This window comes from Microbacterium sp. ZW T5_45 (assembly GCF_044987415.1).
Classification (GTDB): Bacteria; Actinomycetota; Actinomycetes; order Actinomycetales; family Microbacteriaceae; genus Microbacterium.
In genome coordinates this window covers 96980-117166 of record NZ_JBJDRJ010000011.1, presented here as the reverse complement: position 1 = coordinate 117166, position 20187 = coordinate 96980, and the positions used below count along the sequence as shown (strand labels likewise).

Here is a 20187-nt window from a genome sequence, read left to right as displayed (position 1 = left end):
AGGTGCTGTTGGACGGGGTGATCGGGGTGGCGGGGTTTCTCGCGGCGATCGGCCCGTTGGAGGCGATCCAGGACAGGTTGCGTCCGGAGGACCGGTTGGCGGCGGATGAGCTGTTGGCGGGGTTCGCCCGCGGGCACCGGGATGCGGATGGTGACACGGGGGTGACGGATGCTGGTGTCGACGATGATGGTGGTGTTCGTCAGGGTCCGCCGGCGACGCCGGGGGAGTTGCGCAACGCTGCCCAGTATCTCGCGGCGGTGTTGGCCCCGGATGGGGCGGAGCCGAAGGACAGGGATGCGTCGTCGCGGAGGTTCGTGAGGATCGGGGCGGCGAAGAACGGCTTGCACTCGATCACGGGGAACCTGTTGCCGGAGGTCGCTGCGCAGTTGCAGTTGATCTTCGACGCGCACAACAACCCGAAAGTCGGCGGGGCACCTATCCCGGCAGGTGTCCGGTTCTCTCCCTCTGACGGGGAGTCCGCGCGAGAGGGCGAATGCGGCGAGTCCGATTCGGAATCCGAGCACAGCGAGGCGATGCCGGACACGTCACGCCTGGATTCCCGGGATGCGGGGATGAAGCGGCATGACGCCCTCGCTGCCGCACTGGGCATCGCCGCACGGCATGAGGACACCCCGACGTTGGGTGGGGCGTCGCCGACGCTCGTGGTGCACGTGAACGTGTCGGACCTTGCGACAGGGTCCGGGTGGGCGCGGATCCCGGGTGCTCCGGGAACGGACAACGGGTCCCTCGCCCACGTCCCGGTCTCTGTTGCGACGCACACGGCATGCACGGGGGCGATTCAGAGGGTGTTGATGGATGAGGGCAGGATCGTGGGGATCAGTGTCACCGACCGGGTCTTCACGGTCCATCAGAGGCGGGCGATCATCCTGCGGGATAAGGAGTGTCTGATCCCGGGGTGTCATGTGCCGGCGTCGTGGTGCGAGATCCACCATGTGACCGAGCATGCTCGGGGTGGGCCGACGCATACGGACAACGGGGTCCCGTTGTGCTGGTGGCACCACCGGTCGTTGGATACGTCGGGGTGGGAGATCCGCATGCACCATGGGGTGCCCGAGATCCGGGGTCCGGGATGGTGGGACCCCGCCCGCAGGTGGCGCACCCCACGACCCATTCTCCGACCCGCTCTCGCCGCCGGGACCGGCTGACCACGCGGGGAAGCGGACCACCACACTCGGCCCGGCTGATTGGCTGCACTGCCGTGCTCCGCTCCGGCCTGTTCTCTCCTGTGATCCGTTTGACGCGACCGGATGACGTTGAGATGCGGGGACTGTGACGCCTCTTGCGTGCGCCCGCTGAGGTCGAACGGAGCGAGCGCGTGCGTCCACACGCTGGCACCGGCACAGGAAGAGCGGCTGGTGCCCGCCCGCGCGCCTTGGTGGGCAAGAGGGAGATGCCGGCAGGCGCCGGCGAACGAGGTACGGTGCTCCGCTCCGTTCGTCCCAGCTACATCGGGCGGGCCAGGATCGCCGCATGCCATCACATCCGTTCGTCGTCTCCGCCAGTGTCGCCTGGCCGATTACCAGTTCGCGTCTCGAGAATCCATGCCCTTCTCTGAAGCGTTTCCGGAGGGCAGCCTCGTGGCGTGAGGCAGACGGAGGGTGAGGCGTGGTCGCACTGATCAGAGTGATTCCCGGCGAAGACAGCGGCTATCGGCGGGTGCGCGCCGGAAACGGCTTCCGATATCTCGATGCTCAGGACGAACCTGCGCCGGAGGCTGACCGCGACCGCATCCGCGATCTCGTGATTCCGCCCGCCTGGCGTGACGTCTGGATCGCTGCCGACCCGCTCGCCCATATCCAAGTCGTCGGAACCGATGAAGCGGGACGCCGCCAATACCTGTACCACCCGCTCTGGCGGGTGCGTCGCGACCGCCGCAAGTTCCAGCGGTCCCTGCGGCTCGCCGAGGCACTGCCTGCAGCCCGGCGACGGGTGACGATCGCGCTCCGCTCTGAGGGACTCACCAGAGACCGTGCCCTCGCCGTCGCGTTCCGACTGCTCGACGACGCGGCGCTGCGGATCGGCTCGGAGCGCTATCTCGCCCGCAACGGCAGCAGAGGCCTGAGCACGTTGCAGCGGCGAGATGCGAGCGTCGACGGCGACAGTGTGGCCCTGCGATTCCCGGCCAAAAGCGGCCGCACCGCGGAGATCGAGGTCGTGGACGCGGCACTGGCCGAAGCCGTCGCTGAGTTCGCCGTCGGCGCGCCGAGAGCCCCGCTGCTCGCGTACCGCAAGGGCCGATGTCGCGTGCGCATCACCTCTTCCGAGGTCAACACCCACGTGCGCGAGGTGACCGGCGACGCCTATTCTGCGAAGGACTTCCGCACGTTGCACGGGACGATCGTCGCCGCAGACGCATTGGCGCAGCTCGGATGCTTCGACTCACGCTCCGATCGACGCAAGGCCGAGAGGCTGGCCGTGCAGGCGACCGCGACGGCCCTGGGCAACACCCCCACTGTCGCGCGGAACAGTTACATCGACCCGCGGGTCTTCCGCGAGTACAACCGCGGACGCATCCTCGACCGGAGCGTGTCACCCGAGAGCGCGATCCGTCGGCTGCTCGGCTGAGGCACGCACCTCGGGCGCATCGCCTGCCCGCAGAACGACCGCGGGGCGCACCGTCTGTGAACGGTGCGCCCCACGGCGCCGGTGATCAGGTCAGCTGTCGGATGCCGCCGACCTGCGGCGGCGTGCGACGAGGATCGTCGTGCCACCGAGCAGGAGCGCGACGGCCGCGAGCAGCGAGCCCACCGCGATCTCGGCTCCTGTCGCAGCGAGCACGCCCGCGCCCGCTCCATCCGTCGACGAACCTGCCGCGCCCGAGGAACCAGCCGAGCCCGAGGACGATCCGCCGGGATCGGTCGGCTCCGGGGACTCGGTGCCCGGCTGCTCGGTCACCGGAGCGGCGGCCACCTCGAACACCAACGGCTCCGACGAAGACGCCGAGGCAGTCGCGGTGCGCTCGAACGTCGCGACCACGGCGTGCTCCCCGGCGGGCAGCCCGCCGACGAGAGTGAACGTCGCGACACCGTCCGCCACGTCAGCGGTTCCCAGGGCGGTCTGCGGCGAGTCCGCACGCAGCGCATCCACGGCACCGGGGATCGGTGTCGTGGAGAACGTCACAGATCCGTCGGTCACGGCGCCGGACACGGTCGCGATGAGAGTCAGGTCCTCGCCCTCGGTCGGCTCTTGACCCTCGGCGAGCGTGAGCGCGGTGGCCGTCGGGGCGAGCACATCGATCACGACCGACTGCACGCGCGCGGATCCGACACCGGTGGCCGTCGCCTCGACAGAGCCGAGCTCCGAATCCTCCGGCACCGCCGCACTGGCTTCGGCGACGCCGTCCGCGTCAGCGACCACGGTCGCCAGCGCGTCGCCGCGGTAGGTGAACGCCACGGCTTCGCCGGCACGATATCCGCGCGCGGTGAACGAGACGTGGCCACCGGGTGCGACGGCATCCTGAGACGCATCCAGTTCACCGGACTCACGAGAGGCCGCGAGCTCAGCGCAGACATCGCCCTGGAAGCCGACCGGGGAACCGAGCTCGGCTCCGCTGGTGAGACCGTCATCCTCCCGCACGTTGAGCGTGTTGAACGCATTCGCGCCCATGACAGCGGTCGTCGTGTTGGTCGCGCTGACCGTGATGGCGGTCGACGCGGCACCGGACGGATCCGTGTTCCCGGTGATCGGCACCGACACGCTCTTGCACGTCTCGCCCGGCTCGAAGGTGACGCTCGAGACGGATGCCGCAACCGGCCCGGCGGTGGGCACGAAGCTGACGCCCGTCGTGACCGGCGTGGACTCCGGGCGGTTGAGATAGACGGCGACGTCGACGACGTCCGGCGCGTCACCCTCCTCCACCCAGGTCTTCGCGATGTTGACGGTCGTCCGGGTCTCGATCACGGCGGGCGTGGATGTCGGCGTGTCGAAGGCGAGGTCCGACAGGTAGATCCCGCCGGCCCCCGTGCCGTCCGCACCGACGCCGGCCGAGAACCGCACCTCACGCACGTCGCTCAGGTCGATTCCGGTCATATCCGCGGTCGGGATCGTGAGCTGCTGCAGAACCACCTTGTTGAGGGTCGTATGGGTTCCACCGGGCATCCGGTTCACGGCGAGCGGATTCACCTCGGACGCTGCGCGGCTGAACGTGCGACCCTGGCCGTCGACCACGGTGATGGTGAAGTCGGTGCCCAGAGGCACGGCGATGTCGGGAGCGGTCTTCACCGTGAGCTGCGTGCGATCGGATGCATCGCGAGCGCGTTCGGGCACCGTGACGATCAGCTGCCCGTTGCTCACAGCGGAAGGGTCGCTCGTCGAGCCGGTCCACGTGAAGCGCGTGACCGGGTATGCGGGCACGTTCAGACCGAAACGCACCGGAGTCCAGTGCGGGACACGTGACGTGCCGACCGGTCGGACCGTGCAGTACGGGACGGACGGTGCGATCGACGTCGCGGTCTCCGCATTGGCGCAGACCTGCGCCGCGGCGTTCCCGGCCGCACGGACGAGAGAGCTCGAGTCGTTCAGCGGCGAGACCAGGCTGGTGGCGGAGGTCGGCTGCGACGTCATGACTCGCACGTCCGCGTACGTCGTGCCGGTGGTCGACGGTGCCGCGGCACCGTCGAACAGAGGCTGGAACTCGCTCTCGCCGCCGATCGTGAGGCGGAAGAAGCCCGTCATGTACGAGACGCCGACCTGATACTGCTGGGAAGGACTCAGCCTGCTCGCATCCGACGTGCTGCAGGAGGAGGTGCGGTCCGACGCGCTCCAGTCGTCGCTCGTGGAGTAGGGGTACAGCCCCGGCGTCCACACCGTGTTGAAGAAGTTGTGGTTCGCCCCCATGACCCAGACCGCCGAGCGCATGACCTCGTCGCCGAAGGCGTGACGGGAGTCATCGATCATGTGCTGACCCTGCTGGTTGCTCACGTCTCCATCGCAGTAGGGGAGGAAGACGGCCATCGGCACGTCCGGAACGGTCATCCGACCGAAGTCCACGGGCGCCAGCGGGAGCACCGACACGATGCCGAACGGATCCTCCTTCGCCTGGTTCAGCGTGACCGCGGACGTCGCACCTTCGCCGCCGCGGGAGTGCCCCATGATGCCCACCCTGTCGAGGTCGAAACGGCCGACGAGTGCGGAGGCCGTGACGCCCGCGGCAGGGGCAGGAGCGTCGCGTCGTGTCGTCGCGTACACCAGAGCCTCGTCGAGCGTTCGGGTGGTGGTCGTGACGGTTCCCTCGGCATCCGGCCAGGAGATGTCGTCGAACGCCACGGGTGCTCCCGAGCTCGCCTTCTCGAGCATCTCCAGAGTGTCGAGGATCAGCTGTCCGCGTGCCTTCGCACCGTAATCCAGGGCGAGCTGGTTGTCGTTGGAGTTCACCGCGTTCGCCGCGATCGACAGCACGTTGTAGCCATGCGAGGCCAGCGCGCGACCCGTGCCCTCGTATCCCTGATAGCTGCGTACATTGACCTGCGACGGAGCGCATGGCCAACGATTCGCCGGCGTACCGCTCGTGGCGCAGGAGCCGTGACGTCCGTGCAGCAGCACGACCGTCGGCCGTTCTCCCGCCGCACTCGTGAGGTACATCTTGCCGGTCACCTCGCCACGGATCCCGGAGATCCCGGACAGGGCGATCGCTCGATCGCCGAAGTCGTACTCAGCCTCGGTCACCGTGTACTCGCCGGGGTCGCTCGGATCCGCGACCTCCGGTGCCGCGTCGATACGGCTCAGTTGATCCAGCAGCTCCTGGTTCGGCTCATCCACGACGCGTTCCGCTTCGGCGTCTTCGGCGGCCTTGGCCGAATCTCCCGACGCCCACCCCTTCTCGACGTCCTCCGCCGTCGTGACGCGCGGATCGTTGGTGAAGACCCTGAGGGAGCGACCGTCATCGGATTCGGTGGCGAGACCGATGACCTCGCCGTCGGCGAGCAGTGTCGGGGCGTCACTGACGATCGGCAGAGGCTCGTCGAGCTCGAACGTGACGAGATAACCGCCGGCCGCGTTGACGACCGACCAGTCGTCACCTGCTGCCACGGTGTCGCCGTCGTCGGGAGCAGCGACTGCCGCTGCGGGGGTGCTCAGCGCGATCAAGGGGGTGGCGACGGCGGCGGTGATCGCCAGCCATCTGAGGCGCGCGTTCGTGTGCTTTCTCACTGCACTCCAGAAGAGTCTGAGCCGGAATCGTGATTCCGGCCTCGGTGTCGGGTGGGGGACGCCGGCGATGCGCCGACCCGCACGACGCTATGAGAGCGCCGTGTCGCCGCCTGACCAAAACGGCAGAGGTTTACACCGCGGAAACAATCTGTAACCGGGAGGGGCAACTTTCATGCGTCCGAATCGAGTTGTTCTCATTTCGTGTCCGAACGGAATCGCGGAGCACCTGCGGGTCACTGGTATATTCCGCCGTGCACGGGGCACCGTCGTGGTCGCGGGGGCCTGGTGCGAGGATGGATGCATGGACACAGCCGACCTCACCCGAGACGAGACGGCGGCGCGATCCGCTGTCGTCACCGCTCGCAGTATCCGCGTCGAACTCGATCTGACCGGCGCTCCGCAGCGCGCCCGCACCGGGTTCCCGACGATCACCACCCTCGAATTCGAGTCGACGAGCACCGAGACCTGGCTCGACTTCATCGGCGAGTCGGTCGATCGCGTGGTCGTCAACGGCGTCGAGGTCGATATCGACTACGACGGTGCGCGCATCCGGCTCGGCGGCCTCGGCACGATCAACACCGTGCGGGTCGAGGCGACCGCGGCGTACAGTCGCTCCGGCGAGGGAATGCACCGCTTTCACGACCCCGTTGACGAGAACACCTACCTCTACACCCAGTACGAGCCCGCCGACTCGCGACGGGTGATGGCGTGCTTCGAACAGCCGGACATCAAGGCCTCGTACACGTTCGTGGTCGACGCGCCGGCCGGCTGGGAGGTGCTGTCGAACCAGGTGGCCGCGAAGCTCGACGTGGGAGTCGGAGTGCAGCGGGTCGAGTTCGCCCCCACCCTGCCGATCTCGAGCTACATCACCTCGGTGGCGGCGGGCCCCTATGCCCGGGTGCAGGGGGAGTGGCGTCGCGACGAGCAGCAGATCGCCCTCGGCGTGCTGGTACGACGTTCGCTGGCCCCGCACCTCGAGTCCGACGAGATCCTCGAGGTCACCCGCCAGGGGCTCGACTTCTTCACCGATGCCTTCGCCTACCCGTATCCCTGGGGCAAGTACGACCAGATCTTCGTGCCCGAGTACAACCTCGGTGCCATGGAGAACCCCGGCCTGGTCACTTTCACCGAGGCGTACATCTCGCGCGGCGCGGCCACGGATGCTCAGCGCGCCGCGCGCGCCAACACGATCCTGCACGAGATGGCCCACATGTGGTTCGGTGACCTCGTCACGATGACCTGGTGGGACGATCTGTGGCTCAAGGAGTCCTTCGCCGACTACATGGGCTCGCACGCCTCGGCGATCGCCACCCGATTCCACGACGCGTGGGTCACGTTCGCTCTGCGGAGGAAGGCCTGGGCGTATCAGCAGGATCAGCTGCCGACCACGCACCCGATCGTCGCCGACATCGTCGATCTCGAGGCGGCCAAGCTCAATTTCGACGGAATCACCTACGCCAAGGGGGCATCGGTGCTCAAGCAACTCGTCGCCTTCGTCGGCGACGACGCGTTCTTCGAGGGTGCCCGCCGGTACTTCGCCGCCCACGCGTTCGGCAACACGACGCTCGACGACTTCCTGGTGCAGCTGAGCGACGTGTCGGGGCGCGACATGAGCACCTGGTCGGATGCATGGCTGCAGACATCCGGATTGTCGACGATCAACTGGCAGCAGGATGCCGACGGGCGCGACCAGCTCGCGCAGACCGATCCGAGACCGCACCGCCTCCGCATCGGCGGGTACGGGTGGCAGGACGGTCGTCTGGTCCGCACATCGCAGGTGTCGCTCGATCTCGTCGACGAACGTATGACGATCGACCGGCCGGATGCCGACCTCGTGCTCATCAACGACGACGATCTCACCTACGCCAAGGTGCGCCTCGACGACCGCTCGCTCGAGACGGTCGAACGGTCCCTCTCGTCGATCGAGGATCCCCTCGCCCGCGCACTCGTGTGGTCGTCGCTGTGGAACGCGACGAGAGACGCAGAGCTCGACCCGCGTCGGTATCTGGCGATCGTGCGCACGCATGCTCCGGCGGAGGGCAATATCGGACTTCTGACCGGCGTACTGGCGAACGCCTCCTTCGCAGTGCAGCACTTCCTTCCCGAGAGGGTGCGCGCTGAGGAGGCGCGCACATGGGCGGAGACCACCGCCGCAGCGCTGAGCGCTGCCGAACCCGGCAGCGACGCCCAGCTCTCGTGGGCACGGGCTCTGGCGACGGCATCCGTTCTCGACGACGCGCAGCATGCACTCGTACGATCGCTGCGCGATGGCGACGGACCTGCCGGCCTCATCGTGGATCCCGACCTGCGCTGGCAGCTGCTCACGGCGCTCGTCGCGACCGGGCACGCGAGCGCAGCCGACGTCGCCACGGAGCTCGAGCGCGACGACACGGGAAGCGGAAGGACGGCGGCCCGGAGGGTGCTGGCCTCACGCCCGGAAGCTCAGGTGCGAGCCGACGCGTGGGATGCCGCATGGAACGACGAGTCGCTCAGCAACGACCACCTCGACGCGTCCATCGCGGGTTTCCGTGCCGGAGGTCGACGCGACCTCATCGCGCGCTTCGACGCGGAGTACTTCGAGCGGATCGCCGACGCCTGGCGCACCCGCAGCATCGAGCTCGCCCAGCGCCTCGTGATCGGGCTGTTCCCGGCCGCGGAGTCGGTCGACGCGGTCGACGCCTGGCTCGCCGCGCACCTCGACGCGCCTGCGGCGCTGCGTCGCATCGTCGTGGAGCAGCGCGACCACCTCGCGCGCGAGCTGCGGGTGCGCGCGTCCTTCGCCTGAGAGGCACGCTCAGGCGAAGGCCAGCTCCTGAGCCGTGCTCTCGCCGAGCGCTCGGAGCTCAGGTCGATCATCGCTCTGTGCGAGGAACACCCCTGCCAGATACGCGGCCCATGCGCGTGCACGTGTCCAGGTGGAGGAGTCATAGCGCTCGTCCGTCGCCTGTCGGAATGATCGACGACCCGCCGCGTCGAACAGGAGCCACGCCGAGGCCAGGTCGTATGCCGGGTCTCCCGCGGAGACGTCGCCGAAGTCGATCAGGGCGTGCAGATCGCCCCTGCGGAGCAGCAGGTTCCCGGGGTGGAGGTCGCCGTGGATCCACACGCGCTCCGTCGTGACGGGCGCCACCACTCCGGCTTCCCAGACGTCTCGAAGGACGGGCAGATCCACACCGGCGAGTCGACTGCGCATCGTGGCGTCTCGCTCGCGGAGCGGGACGCCACGCAGCGGGTTGTGCGGAGCGTCTGCGGGCGCGGGGCGATGCAGGACTCTGAGCGCGGTCGCGAGTCGTGGCGCCCACGATCTGTTCGCGGATCGCAGGTCCCTGAGCGCGGCGCGGCCGTCGAGCCAGGGCACGATCGACCACGGCCAGGGGAAGACGCCGGACGGCGAACCCGAGACGATGGGCTCGGGGGTGCGGATGCCGACGGCGCGCAGGGCCGGAGCGATCACCGGCAGCGCACGCTGTTCGTTCCTGATGAGAGGTGCTGCGACCTCGCGGCGGGGGATTCGCACGGCGTGGTTCTCACCCAGACGCCAGATCCGGTTGTCCCAGCCTTCCGCGACGGGAACCAGCGAGAGGTCCGCGAATTGGGGTGCCTCGGCGCGCAGCAGCTCTCGGACGCCCGACGCATCCAGATCGTGCTCGGCGGCGGGGGAGACCGCCATCGTCAGATGTCGAGGGACTCGCCGGGCTCGAGGACGAAGAACTCTCCGCCGTTCTGCTCGGTCGCCCACTGCAGCCGCTGCCGATGCATGCCCTTGCCGACGACCGACAGAGTCATGTCGTGGGTGCCGAAAGCCCGACGGGGCTTGGTCGCAAGGACGTAGTCGATCGCCTCTCCGATCTTCAGCCACGGGCCGCCGAGGGGAGCGGCCAGCGTGCCCACCTCGATGCCCTCGGGGACCGCGTAGGAGTCGCCCGGGTAGTAGAGCTCGCCGTCGACCAGCACGCCGAGGTTGTCGATGGTGGGGATCGAGGAGTGGATGACGGCATGCGTGCCGCCGAAGAATGTCAGGGTGAACTCTCCGGCCTGCACGGTGTCGCCGGGGGCGACGACCGTGATCTCATAGCCCTCGGCGGCCGCCGCGACCCCGGCAGGAGCGAACACGGGCGTGCCGGGTGCCGCGCGGAGGATGCGGTCGAGCTGTTCCGGGGTCCAATGGTCGGGATGCTCGTGCGTGATGACCACGGCGACGAGCTCGCTGAGATCCGTCAGGGGAGCGGTGAACGAGCCCGGATCGATGAGCAGGGTCTCGTGGTTCTGGTCGATGCGGAGGGTGGCATGTTCGAACTTCGTGACGCGCATGGGACGAGTCAACTCCTCATTCCTTCGAGGAGCAAACTCCGTGTCGCCCCCTGACGCCACGCCCGGGATCCGGGTCGCATCCGCCCCGATTTGGTGACGCGAGAATCGTCATGCCATACTTGAACGGTTGGCGCGGAACGGAAAAGTTCCGCAAGATCTGGCCCCATCGTATAGCGGCCTAGTACGCCGCCCTCTCACGGCGGTAACGCGGGTTCGAATCCCGCTGGGGTCACAACACCGAAAGAACCCCCGGCTTCTGCCGGGGGTTCTTTCGTCTCTGCGAGCGCTGCGGACGCCCGCGAGGTGTTCCCACCTCGGGGACTGTTCCCGCCGCGGATGACGAGGAACGCCCGGCCGAGGCCGGGCGTTCCCAGGGGTCTGTGTCGCGGCTTCCGTCGTCGGATCCTGGGATGCTCAGCTGCCGGCGAGCTCCTCGCGCACGATCCGGGCACCGGCGCTCAGAGCGCTCAGCTTGTCGAACGCGACCGAGCGCGGAAGCGGCGCCATACCGCAGTTGGTGCTCGCGATGAGCTTGTCTGCGTCGACGAACGCGAGCGCCTTCCGCAGCGTGTCGGCCACCTCTTCCGGCGTCTCGATCTCCTCGCTCGCCACATCGATCGCCCCGAGCATCACCTTCTTGCCGCGTAGCAGCTCCACGACATCGATCGGAACGCGTGAACGGTGGCTCTCGAGAGAGACCACGTCGATGCCGGCGGACTGCTGCAGCAGCGGGAAGGACTCCTCGTACTGGCGCCATTCCGCGCCGAGCGTGGCCTTCCAGTCGGTGTTCGCCTTGATGCCGTAGCCGTAGCAGATGTGCACCACGGTCTCGGCCTGAAGTCCCTCGACGGCGCGCTCGAGCGCGGCGACGCCCCAGTCCTTCAGCTCGTCGAAGAAGACGTTGAACGCCGGCTCATCGAACTGGATGACGTCGACGCCGGCTGCCTCGAGCTCACGTGCCTCCTGATTGAGGATCGTCGCGAACTCCCAGGCGAGCTTCTCCCGGCTGCGATAGTGCCCGTCGTACAGGGTGTCGATCATCGTCATCGGCCCCGGCAGCGCGAACTTGATCGGCTGATCGGTCTGCTGGCGCAGGAACTTCGCGTCGTCGACGAAGACCGGAGCACGGCGGCTCACCTCACCGACGACGCTCGGCACGCTGGCGTCGTAGCGATCGCGGATGCGCACCGTCTCGCGCTTCTCGAAGTCGACGCCGTCGAGGTGCTCGATGAACGTCGTGACGAAGTGCTGTCGGGTCTGCTCGCCGTCGCTGATCACGTCGATCCCGCGGTTGCTCTGCTCGAGCACCGCGCTGCGCAGCGCATCGTGCTTGCCCTCGACGAGGGCGTCGCCCTGCAGCTCCCAGGGAGCCCAGAGGATCTCGGGCTTCGCGAGCCAGGCGGGCTTGGGCAGGCTGCCGACGATCGACGTCGGAAGAAGGGTGTTCATGATCGTGTCTCCTCCGACGCTCAACCGACGGGGGCCGGGTACGCGGCCGCCCACTGCTCGAGCACATCCCCGTGCGGCTGCACGAAGTGCTCATCGGTGTACCTGCCCTGGGTGACGGCGAGGCGGCTGCGCTCCTCGCGGTCGTAGTCGACCCGGGTGCGCGAGAAGTCCTGCTGGTCGAGAGTCGGTCGGTACTCGACCGCAGCGGCAGAGTTCGCGTTGTAGATCTCGGGTCGATAGATCTTCTGGAACGTCTCCATCGTGCTGATCGTGCCGGCGAGCTGGAGGTTGGAGTAGTCGTTGAGAAGATCGCCGCGGAAGTAGAAGGCGAGCGGCGCCACCGCACCCGGAGGCATGAAATAGCGCACCTGCAGGCCCATCTTGCCGAAGTACACGTCGGTGAGTGAATGGTCGGGCTGCACGTATTCGACGCCGAGCACCGGGTGGCGGTTCTCGGTTCGACGGTATGTCTTGCTCGTCGAGACGCTGATGCAGATCACGGGCGACACGGTGAAGCGCTCCCGGTAGGCGGCGGAGTCGAGGAAGTGCTGGAACAGCTTGCCGTGCAGATCGCCGAAGTCCTCGGGAATGCCGCTGCCGTCGGCGGTCTTCGCGGGCAGCAGCACGCTGAAGTCGTAGTCGCGGAGGTAGGACGAGAAGTTGTTGCCGACGATGCCGTGGTGGCGGAGGCCGGTCGTCGTGTCGATGATGCCGATGTCGAGCACCTCGAGAAGGGGGAACTCGCGGTCCTCGCCCTCGGCCGAGAACTGCAGCGACACGGAGATGATCTCGAGGTCGAGCGTGTACCGGTCGGCGTTCGGATTGTCCCAGCTCGCGAGATCGTTGAATCGGCGATCGATCATCGTGAGGGCGTTGCGCAGGTTCTCCTGGCGGTGCTCACCACGGGCGAGGTTCGCGAAGTTCGTCGTCAGTCGTGAGCTGTCCGACGGCGAGTAGTCCTCGTCGAAACGCGTGGTGGAGATGTGGAAGGTGAACTCGTTCGCCATGTGCGGCCCGTTCGATGCGTGGTCGGCCGGTCTCGGCCGTGCGGAAAGTCTGAAGCTCTATCGTGCAGCGCGAGCCTCTCCATCGAGAAACTCGGTGAAGCTATGTTTCGCTATAGTCATCACCTATGGCTAGAGGAACCAACGGCATCACTCTTCAGCAGCTCAGCTATTTCGTCGAGGTCGCGGCCGAGGGATCGATCAGCGCGGCCGCCGATCTGCTCTACGTCTCGCAGCCGACGATGTCCGCCGCGATGAAGGATCTGGAGTCGCGGGTCGGGAGGACCCTCCTGCTGCGCTCCGCCCGCGGGGTCACGCTGACGGCCGACGGTGTCGAGTTCCTCGGATACGCGCGTCAGGTCGTCGAGCAGGTCGCCCTGCTCGAACAGCGCTACCTCGATCGACCGCCATCCCGTCGGCTGCTCGGCGTCTCGACCCAGCACTATTCGTTCGCCGTCGATGCGCTCGTCCGCATGGTCAAGGGAAGCGGCGCAGCGGAGTACGAGTTCTCCCTGAGAGAGACCCGCACCTGGGACATCATCGAGGACGTCCGAACGCTCCGCAGCGAGCTCGGCATCCTCTACCGCAACGACTTCAACCGCAACGTCATCGACAAGCTGCTGCGCGACTCGGGGCTCGTCTTCCATCCGCTGTTCTTCGCGGAGCCGCACATCTTCATCTCGCGCAAGAACCCGCTGGCGGCGCGGGAGCGGGTGACTCTCGACGATCTCGTGAGCCTGCCGAGGCTCACGTTCGATCAGGGCGCCAACAACTCGTTCTACTTCGCCGAGGAGATCCTGTCGACGCTGTCCAGCGCACAGGAGATCCGGGTGTCCGACCGGGCGACGATCTTCAATCTGATGATCGGTCTCGACGGCTACACCATCTCGACCGGCATCATCAGCGACGACCTCGACCCTGAAATCGTCGCGATCCCGCTCGATCTCGACGAGCGCATCGAGATCGGATGGATCGGGCATTCGATCATCCCGCTCACGGAACAGGCACAGCGCTACCTCGCCGAGCTGAGATCCGTCGTCGCCGGCTTCGGCGTCGAACTGCTGGGCTGAGCAGCGCGCGGGACACCCAGCATCCGTTCTCCGGCGTCCCGATGGACTACTGTCGGGCAGCCGGTGCCCGGCGCTCTCCGCTTGTGAGCCACATCGCCGCCACAGAGCCGACAAGGGCCGCCGCAGCGAGCGGGAAGTCGAGCCCGTATGCCGTGATCGCGATGACCGGGGCGATGAAGAGCAGCACGCCGGCGATCGTCGCTCTGGCCGAGGGGAAGCGCGGCACCGCGGTCTTCGGCGCCTGCTCGAACCGCACGAGCCAGAGCGAGAGCAGCCAGACCGCGGCGAGTACGACGACGAGGAACACCGGGCGCGTCCACCACCAGAGCGCACTTCCTGGAGCCGGCATCGGGAGTGGGAGCAGCAGCTGGATGCCGGTCAGCACCATGATCATCGGCAGATGCCAGAGGTAGATCGTCATCAGCCGTGAGCCGACGATGAAGACAGCGCCCCGGGCCGCCCTCGTGCGCATCAGGGCCGTCAGCGGGCGATGCAGCAGCGCGAGCACGGATGCCTGGACGACCGCGAACAGCGCCATGAGCGCGGTGGGCGGCCACTGGTTCGTGAGCATGCTCGTGGAGTACCCGCCCAGCGACACGAGCCCCCAGATCGCGGCATAGCCGCCGACGACGATCAGCAGATGCTGCCACCAGCTGCGCCTCGCGAACCAGCCGTCGTAGAGGAAGAAGCCGATCTGCTGCGCGAAGAGCCAGACGAACACGATGTTCGGGATGCCGAACAGCTGCTGACCGAGCCCGTAGCCGGTCGCGGGGATCGGCTCGATGCCCAGCACGCCGCCGATGAAGGCGAAGCGGAACGCGTCGACGGCGATCGCGGCCGCGAGGAGGACGATGGGCACGCGGATGCCGAAGCGTCCGTGCATCCTGATCATGAGAGGGGCGAGTGCCCGCACGACCATGTAGGCCGCAAGGAACCACAGCGGCGAGCCGACGCCGATCGCGATCGTGTCGACGAGGGCGGGGTCGAGGCCGATGCTGCGCGCGACTCCGAGCGCGAGCGTGAAGAACACGAAGACCGGGATGGCGGGCCGGGCGAGGCGGGCGAGACGCACGCGCACGAAGGCGTCGGCGGTCTCCCCGCGGGCCGATGCCGAGCGCCATCCCGCTCGCACCGCGTAGCCGCCCACGACGAAGAACAGCGGCATGATGTTCGCCAACCACGTCGCCGCGGCGAACCACGGCTGGAACTCGACGGTCTTCTCGATGAGCAGAGCGCCGTCGTCCGCCCGCCCGACCCCGGTGAAGAGGATGTGCACGAAGACCACGAGCACCACGCAGGCGACGCGGGCCAGGTCGAGCGTGAGGTCACGCCCGGCGGGGACCGATCGCTTCTCCTGCGCGGTGCTCGTGCGGCTCATGACGCCGACTCTAGTGGGCGGGGACCTGTCTGGTGGTGGGGGACCGGACGCCCACCACCAGTGTCACGCGTCGTCGTCCGCGCCGGAGGATGCCGTGACCCGGCGGGTCCGACGGGCGCGCCGCACGAGCCAGATCACCAGAACGATCACCGCCGCGACGCCGAGCCAGGGGAGGACGAACCCGATCGCGATGACGAGGGCGTTGAGCGAGACGATGAGCCCGTTCCATCCGGCCAGGAGACCGTCGCCGAATCCGGCGGGGTCGGCGGAGGCCTGCTCCACGGGGAGCGTGAGCTGCACCTGGAGGGTGGACATCGCGACCTGATCCTCGATCGATGCGAGCTGCTGCTCGTACGACTCGAGCTCGGCCTGCCTGGTCGTGAGCGCGACCTCGGCTTCGATCAGCTCCGACACCGAGCCCGACTGCGCCATGAGCTCGGTCAGGCGCTGCACTGATGCGCGTGCCGCATCGACCCTGGCGCGTAGATCGATCGCCGTGGCCGTCACATCCTGCTTCGATGTCGAGGAGGAGAGCACCTCGCCGGCGTCGCCCAGCGCCTCGACGACGGCCGGGAGCTCGGCCGACGGCACGCGGACGCTGATCCAGCCGTAGCCGCTGTCGACAGGCGTCGGGATGCTCGTGTCGTAGACCGCACCGCTCTTGCCGATCTCGGTGCCCTCGACGTAGCCGCCCTTGTCGGTCGCGAGCTCGGTGATAGCGGCGACCGCCTCGGCGACGTCGTCGACTTCGAGGGTCGCGTAGGCGCTGGCGACGATCTCGCGGACGCTCTCGTCCGCTGCCGTGCTCGCCTGGTCCGGTGCGGATGCCGACAGCGACTCCGACTCCGTTGTGACGTCCCCCGGGACGCTGCGATCGGCGGAACCCGCGTCGTACAGAGCGGTGCCGGGGATCTCGCCCCCGGCCGTGCTGCTGTCGGAGCCGCCGGCGGCGAGCAGGAGCGGCGGGGTGACGAGCACGCCGGCGACGAACGCCGCAGCGACGCCGAGACCTGTCAGCCAGCGCCGGCGACGTGACCGGGCACGAGCCGGCGCGACGGTCTGCCGTCGTGGCTCGTCCTCGACCTGTGCGAAGACGGCTGACTCGATGCGCGTGATCACGGCATCCGACAGCTCGGGCAGTGCGGGGGTGGGGGTGTTCTCGGTCATGCCTCGCTCGCTTCCTTGACGGCACCGCGCACGTGGGTGCGCGCTCGAGAGAGACGGTTCCGCACGACGGAATGGCTGACGCCGAGGTGATCCGCCGCGGCCTGGTAGGCATAGCCTTCTGCCGCGCACAGCAGGAAGATCTCGCGGTCGAGCTCGCTCAACGTGCCAACGGCCGCCACGATCGTCTCGGCCAGCTCGGTCGTGATGATCTGTTCCTCGACGCTGACGGTGCCCGGCAGCGTCTCGTCGACGGCATCCGCGGTGTGCGCCGCATCGCGTCGCTGGCGCCGCAGGCGATTCGCCGACTGGAACCGGCAGATCGTCGCGAGCCAGGGCAGCACGGAGTCGCCCTGCAGCACGAAGCCGGGCAGCTTGCGCCACGCGGCCACGAACGTCTCCTGGGTCACGTCCTCGGCGTCCGCCGCCGAGCCCAGGATGCCGTGGGCGATCCAGTACACGGGGCGGACGTACGCGCGGTACAGGTCGCGGAAGGCGCTCTCGTCGCCGGCCGCAGCCGCTGCCACCCATCGCTGATCATTCGTCTGTGCAGGCATCGTTCTTCCGTTCGGTGTCTCTCACCCGGAAAGTGTCGTCAGACGGACGATCGTCTCAGAGTCAGTGCTCGGTGGGTGCGGAGGACGCGTGGGCGGCCTTGATCGTGCTCTGCGACATCTTGTCGATCCAGGCGAGGGCGAGCGCCGAGACGATGAACACGACGTGGATCACGACCTGCCACAGCACACCCGTCGACGTGTAGGTCCCGATCTCGGATTTGGTGGTTCCTGTAGGGTCCAGGTCTCCGACGGCGATGAACGTCTTCAGCAGGTGGATCGAGGAGATGCCGATGATGGCCATGGCGAGTTTGACCTTGAGCACGTTCGCGTTGACGTGCGAGAGCCACTCGGGCTGATCGGGGTGGCCCTCGGTGTTGATGCGCGAGACGAAGGTCTCGTACCCGCCGATGATCACCATGATCAGCAGGTTCGCGATCATCACGACGTCGATCAGGCCCAGGACGGAGAGCATGATCGTCGCCTCGTTGATATGCGTGATGTCGTGCATCACGTCCTCGACGATCAGGTGCCAGAGCTCCACCATGAAGACGACGACGTAGACGATCTGCGCGATGATCAGGCCGATGTACAGCGGGGCCTGCAACCAGCGGCTGACGAAGATCAGCGAGCCGATCGATCGGGCCCAGGGATTGCGGGGAGGAGTCTCGAGCGGGGCGATGGTCTGGCTGGATGTTTCGGAGGGCGGAGGCGGAGTCACGCGACTATTCCACCATGGGTTCCGCCGCCTGTGCGTGACGGGTCTAGACTCAGGACCGCGAGAGGGAGTATCCCGGATTCGCACGACCCGTCAACACGAGCATCGAGGACGCTGCTCCGGGCGTGCGGCGCACATCGAGTGCGGGGAGAGACTTTCGGTTCTCACCGACCCCTCCCGAAAGCACGTGCTCCTCCTGTGAACATCCCCGTCTGGTTCGAGATCGGCTCGCTCGCCGTTCTCGTCCTCATCCTCATCGGCGACCTGCTGCTGGTCCGCTTCCGTCCCCACGTCCCGTCGACCAGAGAGTCGACGCTGTGGGTGGTCTTCTACGTGGGCCTGGCGCTCGCGTTCGCAGGCCTCATGTTCCTCTTCGTCGGCCCGGCTCCGGCGGGGGAGTTCCTCACCGGCTGGGCGCTCGAGTACAGCCTGTCGGTCGACAACCTCTTCGTCTTCGTACTGATCATGGCCCAGTTCGCCGTACCGCGACGGCTGCAGCAGATGGTGCTGATGGTGGGCATCATCATCGCCCTGGTCCTGCGCGGGATCTTCATCCTGCTGGGCGTCGCGATCATCGAGAACTTCTCACCCGTGTTCTACCTGTTCGGCGCCTTCCTCATCTGGACGGCGATCCGTCAGGCGATGCCCGAGGGCGATCACGACGGCGAGGTGCAGCGCGAGAATCTCGTGGTCCGCCTGCTCCGTCGTCGCATCGACATCAGCGACCACTACGACGGCAATCGGATCCGCACGGTCGTCGACGGCAAACGCATGTGGACGCCGATGCTCATCGTCTTCGTCGCGATCGGTGTCACCGACCTCATGTTCGCGATCGACTCGATCCCGGCGATCTTCAGCATCACGCACGACAGCTTCATCGTGTTCACGGCGAACCTGTTCGCCCTGATGGGTCTGCGTCAGCTGTACTTCCTCCTCGGCGACCTCCTCGACCGCCTGCGGTACCTGCACTACGGCATCGCGATCATCCTCGGCTTCATCGGCGTGAAGCTGATCCTCCACGCCATGCACGAGAACGAACTGCCGTTCATCAACGGCGGCGAGCACATCGAATGGGCGCCCGACATCCCGATCTGGTTGTCGCTCACAGTGATCCTGGTGTCGATGGTCGGTGCCACGGCGGCGAGCCTCATCGCGTCATCGCGGGAGAAGCGCGCGGCCGCCGAGGCCCCCGCCCGCTCGGAGTGACGTCCCGGCGGGCACGAGGGCCGCACCTTACTCGGCCGACCACAGAAGCTCCGCCTCGAGCGTGAAGTCGATGACCTGACGAAGCACTGCGCCTGCCGTGGTGGATCGAAGCAGGGCGTATCTGTCGTACTCGCCGAGCGGTGCGAGCGCCGCGAGCTGCCAGGCCGCGGCGAGTGGATCATCGGACAGTTCGGTGTTCGCGTCCCAGCGAGCATCGGGGGAGCGAGCGAGGCTGCGCCTCACGATCGCCTCGGCTTGGGCGCGAAGCGGTGTGAGGGCGTCGTTCCACGCGAGCTCCGGCAGGGGAGTGACCTCGGCTCGGGGGTACGGATCGTCCTCCAGCCATTGACGGACGCTGAAGCGCTCGGTGCCGACCGACACCGTGTGCAGCGCCTCTGCGCCGGCGGCGACGCGGACGAGACGGGCCGTCGTGCCTATGGCGTTGCGACGATCGCCGCCGCCGACCTCGTGCCCGCGTTCGATGAGCACTACACCGAACTGCGCCTCGTCCTCGTCGAGAAGCCGCCCGATCATCGTGAGGTAACGCGGCTCGAAGACGCGCAGCGGGAGCGGTGTGTGCGGAAAGAGCACCGAGCCGAGAGGGAACATCGGAAGCACCGTCATGCCCTCAGTCAACACCGAGCGACGTACAGTGAAAAGGTGCGCAGGCCGACTCCTCTCACCCCCGCTCCCGATCAGGAATCCGTGTGGGACTATCCGAGACCACCCCGGGTCGAGCCGGTGGCGGCGCGCATCACGATCCGCCTCGACGGTGATCTGATCGCCGATACCCGGAAGGCCGTCCGCGTCCTCGAGACGAGCCACCCACCCGTGTACTACCTTCCGATCGCCGACTTCGTCGCCGGTGCGCTCACGGCGTCCTCCGGCACCTCGTTCTGCGAGTTCAAGGGCGCCGCGGCCTACTTCGACGTGCGCGGCGGACGCACCGTCCGCGACGGCGCCGCATGGACCTACCCTGACCCGATGCCGGGCTTCGAGGCGCTCGTCGACCGGGTGGCCGTGTACGCCGGGCAGATGGACGAGTGCACGGTCGCCGGCGAGGTCGTCACCGCGCAGCCCGGCGGCTTCTACGGCGGGTGGGTGACGTCCTCCGTCGTCGGGCCGTTCAAGGGCGTGCCCGGCTCCCTGGGCTGGTAGCGCGAGC

Annotated in this window: 16 protein-coding genes and 1 tRNA gene; 7 read left to right on the top strand and 10 right to left on the bottom strand. The window is 67.7% G+C overall.

The features are described 5' to 3' along the window. Together ACI3KS_RS08180 and ACI3KS_RS08175 are read left to right on the top strand one after the other, a co-directional pair. The coding region (locus ACI3KS_RS08180) for a DUF222 domain-containing protein (protein WP_404917065.1) at positions 1-1166 on the top strand (1166 nt) is incomplete at its 5' end. Positions 1167-1626: 460 nt separating this feature from the next. Beyond that, entirely contained in the window at positions 1627-2586 is a 960-nt protein-coding gene (locus tag ACI3KS_RS08175) for a DNA topoisomerase IB (RefSeq protein ID WP_404917063.1), read from the top strand. 90 nt (positions 2587-2676) lie between these two features. Here the strand turns inward: ACI3KS_RS08175 and ACI3KS_RS08170 are convergent, their stop codons facing one another. Continuing rightward, positions 2677-6168, bottom strand: coding sequence for a hypothetical protein (locus ACI3KS_RS08170; RefSeq protein WP_404917061.1), 3492 nt, complete (start codon positions 6166-6168; stop codon positions 2677-2679). Between the two features lie 301 nt (positions 6169-6469). Here ACI3KS_RS08170 and pepN point away from each other — a divergent pair, with 301 nt between their 5' ends. Further along, positions 6470-8953 (top strand): aminopeptidase N, encoded by a 2484-nt coding sequence (gene pepN / locus ACI3KS_RS08165; RefSeq protein WP_404917059.1) that lies wholly within the window; start codon positions 6470-6472, stop codon positions 8951-8953. 9 nt (positions 8954-8962) lie between these two features. Here pepN and ACI3KS_RS08160 read toward each other — a convergent pair whose 3' ends face one another. Together ACI3KS_RS08160 and ACI3KS_RS08155 are read right to left on the bottom strand one after the other, a co-directional pair. Then, a complete protein-coding gene (locus ACI3KS_RS08160; RefSeq protein ID WP_404917057.1) occupies positions 8963-9838 on the bottom strand; it encodes an aminoglycoside phosphotransferase family protein in 876 nt (291 codons plus the stop codon). 2 nt (positions 9839-9840) lie between these two features. Further along, positions 9841-10479 carry an MBL fold metallo-hydrolase gene (locus tag ACI3KS_RS08155; protein ID WP_404917055.1) on the bottom strand — a complete coding sequence of 213 codons (639 nt, stop codon included), beginning with the start codon at positions 10477-10479 and terminating at the stop codon, positions 9841-9843. A gap of 159 nt (positions 10480-10638) precedes the next feature. On the opposite strand from ACI3KS_RS08155, the gene ACI3KS_RS08150 reads away from it, so the two are divergent. Further along, a tRNA-Glu gene (locus tag ACI3KS_RS08150) sits at positions 10639-10711 on the top strand. Between the two features lie 182 nt (positions 10712-10893). On the opposite strand, the gene ACI3KS_RS08145 is transcribed toward ACI3KS_RS08150, so the two are convergent. Next, on the bottom strand, positions 10894-11928 hold the full coding sequence (locus tag ACI3KS_RS08145) for a methionine synthase (RefSeq protein ID WP_404917053.1): 1035 nt from the start codon (positions 11926-11928) through the stop codon (positions 10894-10896). A gap of 20 nt (positions 11929-11948) precedes the next feature. Next, positions 11949-12935, bottom strand: coding sequence for a putative oxygenase MesX (locus ACI3KS_RS08140; protein ID WP_404917052.1), 987 nt, complete (start codon positions 12933-12935; stop codon positions 11949-11951). 125 nt (positions 12936-13060) lie between these two features. Between ACI3KS_RS08140 and ACI3KS_RS08135 the strand changes: the two genes are divergently transcribed. After that, positions 13061-14002, top strand: a complete 942-nt coding sequence (locus ACI3KS_RS08135; RefSeq protein ID WP_404917050.1) for a LysR family transcriptional regulator — start codon at positions 13061-13063, stop codon at positions 14000-14002. A 46-nt stretch (positions 14003-14048) separates the two neighbouring features. Here ACI3KS_RS08135 and ACI3KS_RS08130 read toward each other — a convergent pair whose 3' ends face one another. The 4 genes from ACI3KS_RS08130 to ACI3KS_RS08115 all read right to left on the bottom strand — a co-directional run bounded on the left by ACI3KS_RS08130 (position 14049) and on the right by ACI3KS_RS08115 (position 17819). Beyond that, positions 14049-15380 (bottom strand): acyltransferase, encoded by a 1332-nt coding sequence (locus tag ACI3KS_RS08130; protein WP_404917048.1) that lies wholly within the window; start codon positions 15378-15380, stop codon positions 14049-14051. 63 nt (positions 15381-15443) lie between these two features. Continuing rightward, a complete protein-coding gene (locus tag ACI3KS_RS08125) occupies positions 15444-16547 on the bottom strand; it encodes a DUF4349 domain-containing protein (protein ID WP_404917046.1) in 1104 nt (367 codons plus the stop codon). Continuing rightward, positions 16544-17101 carry an RNA polymerase sigma factor gene (locus ACI3KS_RS08120; RefSeq protein ID WP_404917044.1) on the bottom strand — a complete coding sequence of 186 codons (558 nt, stop codon included), beginning with the start codon at positions 17099-17101 and terminating at the stop codon, positions 16544-16546. The genes ACI3KS_RS08125 and ACI3KS_RS08120 overlap by 4 nt, the downstream gene beginning before the upstream one ends. A gap of 61 nt (positions 17102-17162) precedes the next feature. Further along, complete coding sequence (locus tag ACI3KS_RS08115; RefSeq protein ID WP_404917043.1) at positions 17163-17819, bottom strand: TIGR00645 family protein; 657 nt, start codon at positions 17817-17819, stop codon at positions 17163-17165. A 195-nt stretch (positions 17820-18014) separates the two neighbouring features. Between ACI3KS_RS08115 and ACI3KS_RS08110 the strand changes: the two genes are divergently transcribed. Next, a complete protein-coding gene (locus tag ACI3KS_RS08110; protein ID WP_404917041.1) occupies positions 18015-19022 on the top strand; it encodes a TerC family protein in 1008 nt (335 codons plus the stop codon). A 27-nt stretch (positions 19023-19049) separates the two neighbouring features. On the opposite strand, the gene ACI3KS_RS08105 is transcribed toward ACI3KS_RS08110, so the two are convergent. Continuing rightward, a complete protein-coding gene (locus tag ACI3KS_RS08105) occupies positions 19050-19646 on the bottom strand; it encodes an LON peptidase substrate-binding domain-containing protein (protein ID WP_404917039.1) in 597 nt (198 codons plus the stop codon). Positions 19647-19682: 36 nt separating this feature from the next. Between ACI3KS_RS08105 and ACI3KS_RS08100 the strand changes: the two genes are divergently transcribed. Then, positions 19683-20180: a DUF427 domain-containing protein gene (locus ACI3KS_RS08100; RefSeq protein WP_404917037.1), complete on the top strand. Its 498-nt coding sequence runs from the start codon at positions 19683-19685 to the stop codon at positions 20178-20180. Positions 20181-20187 lie beyond the last annotated feature (7 nt).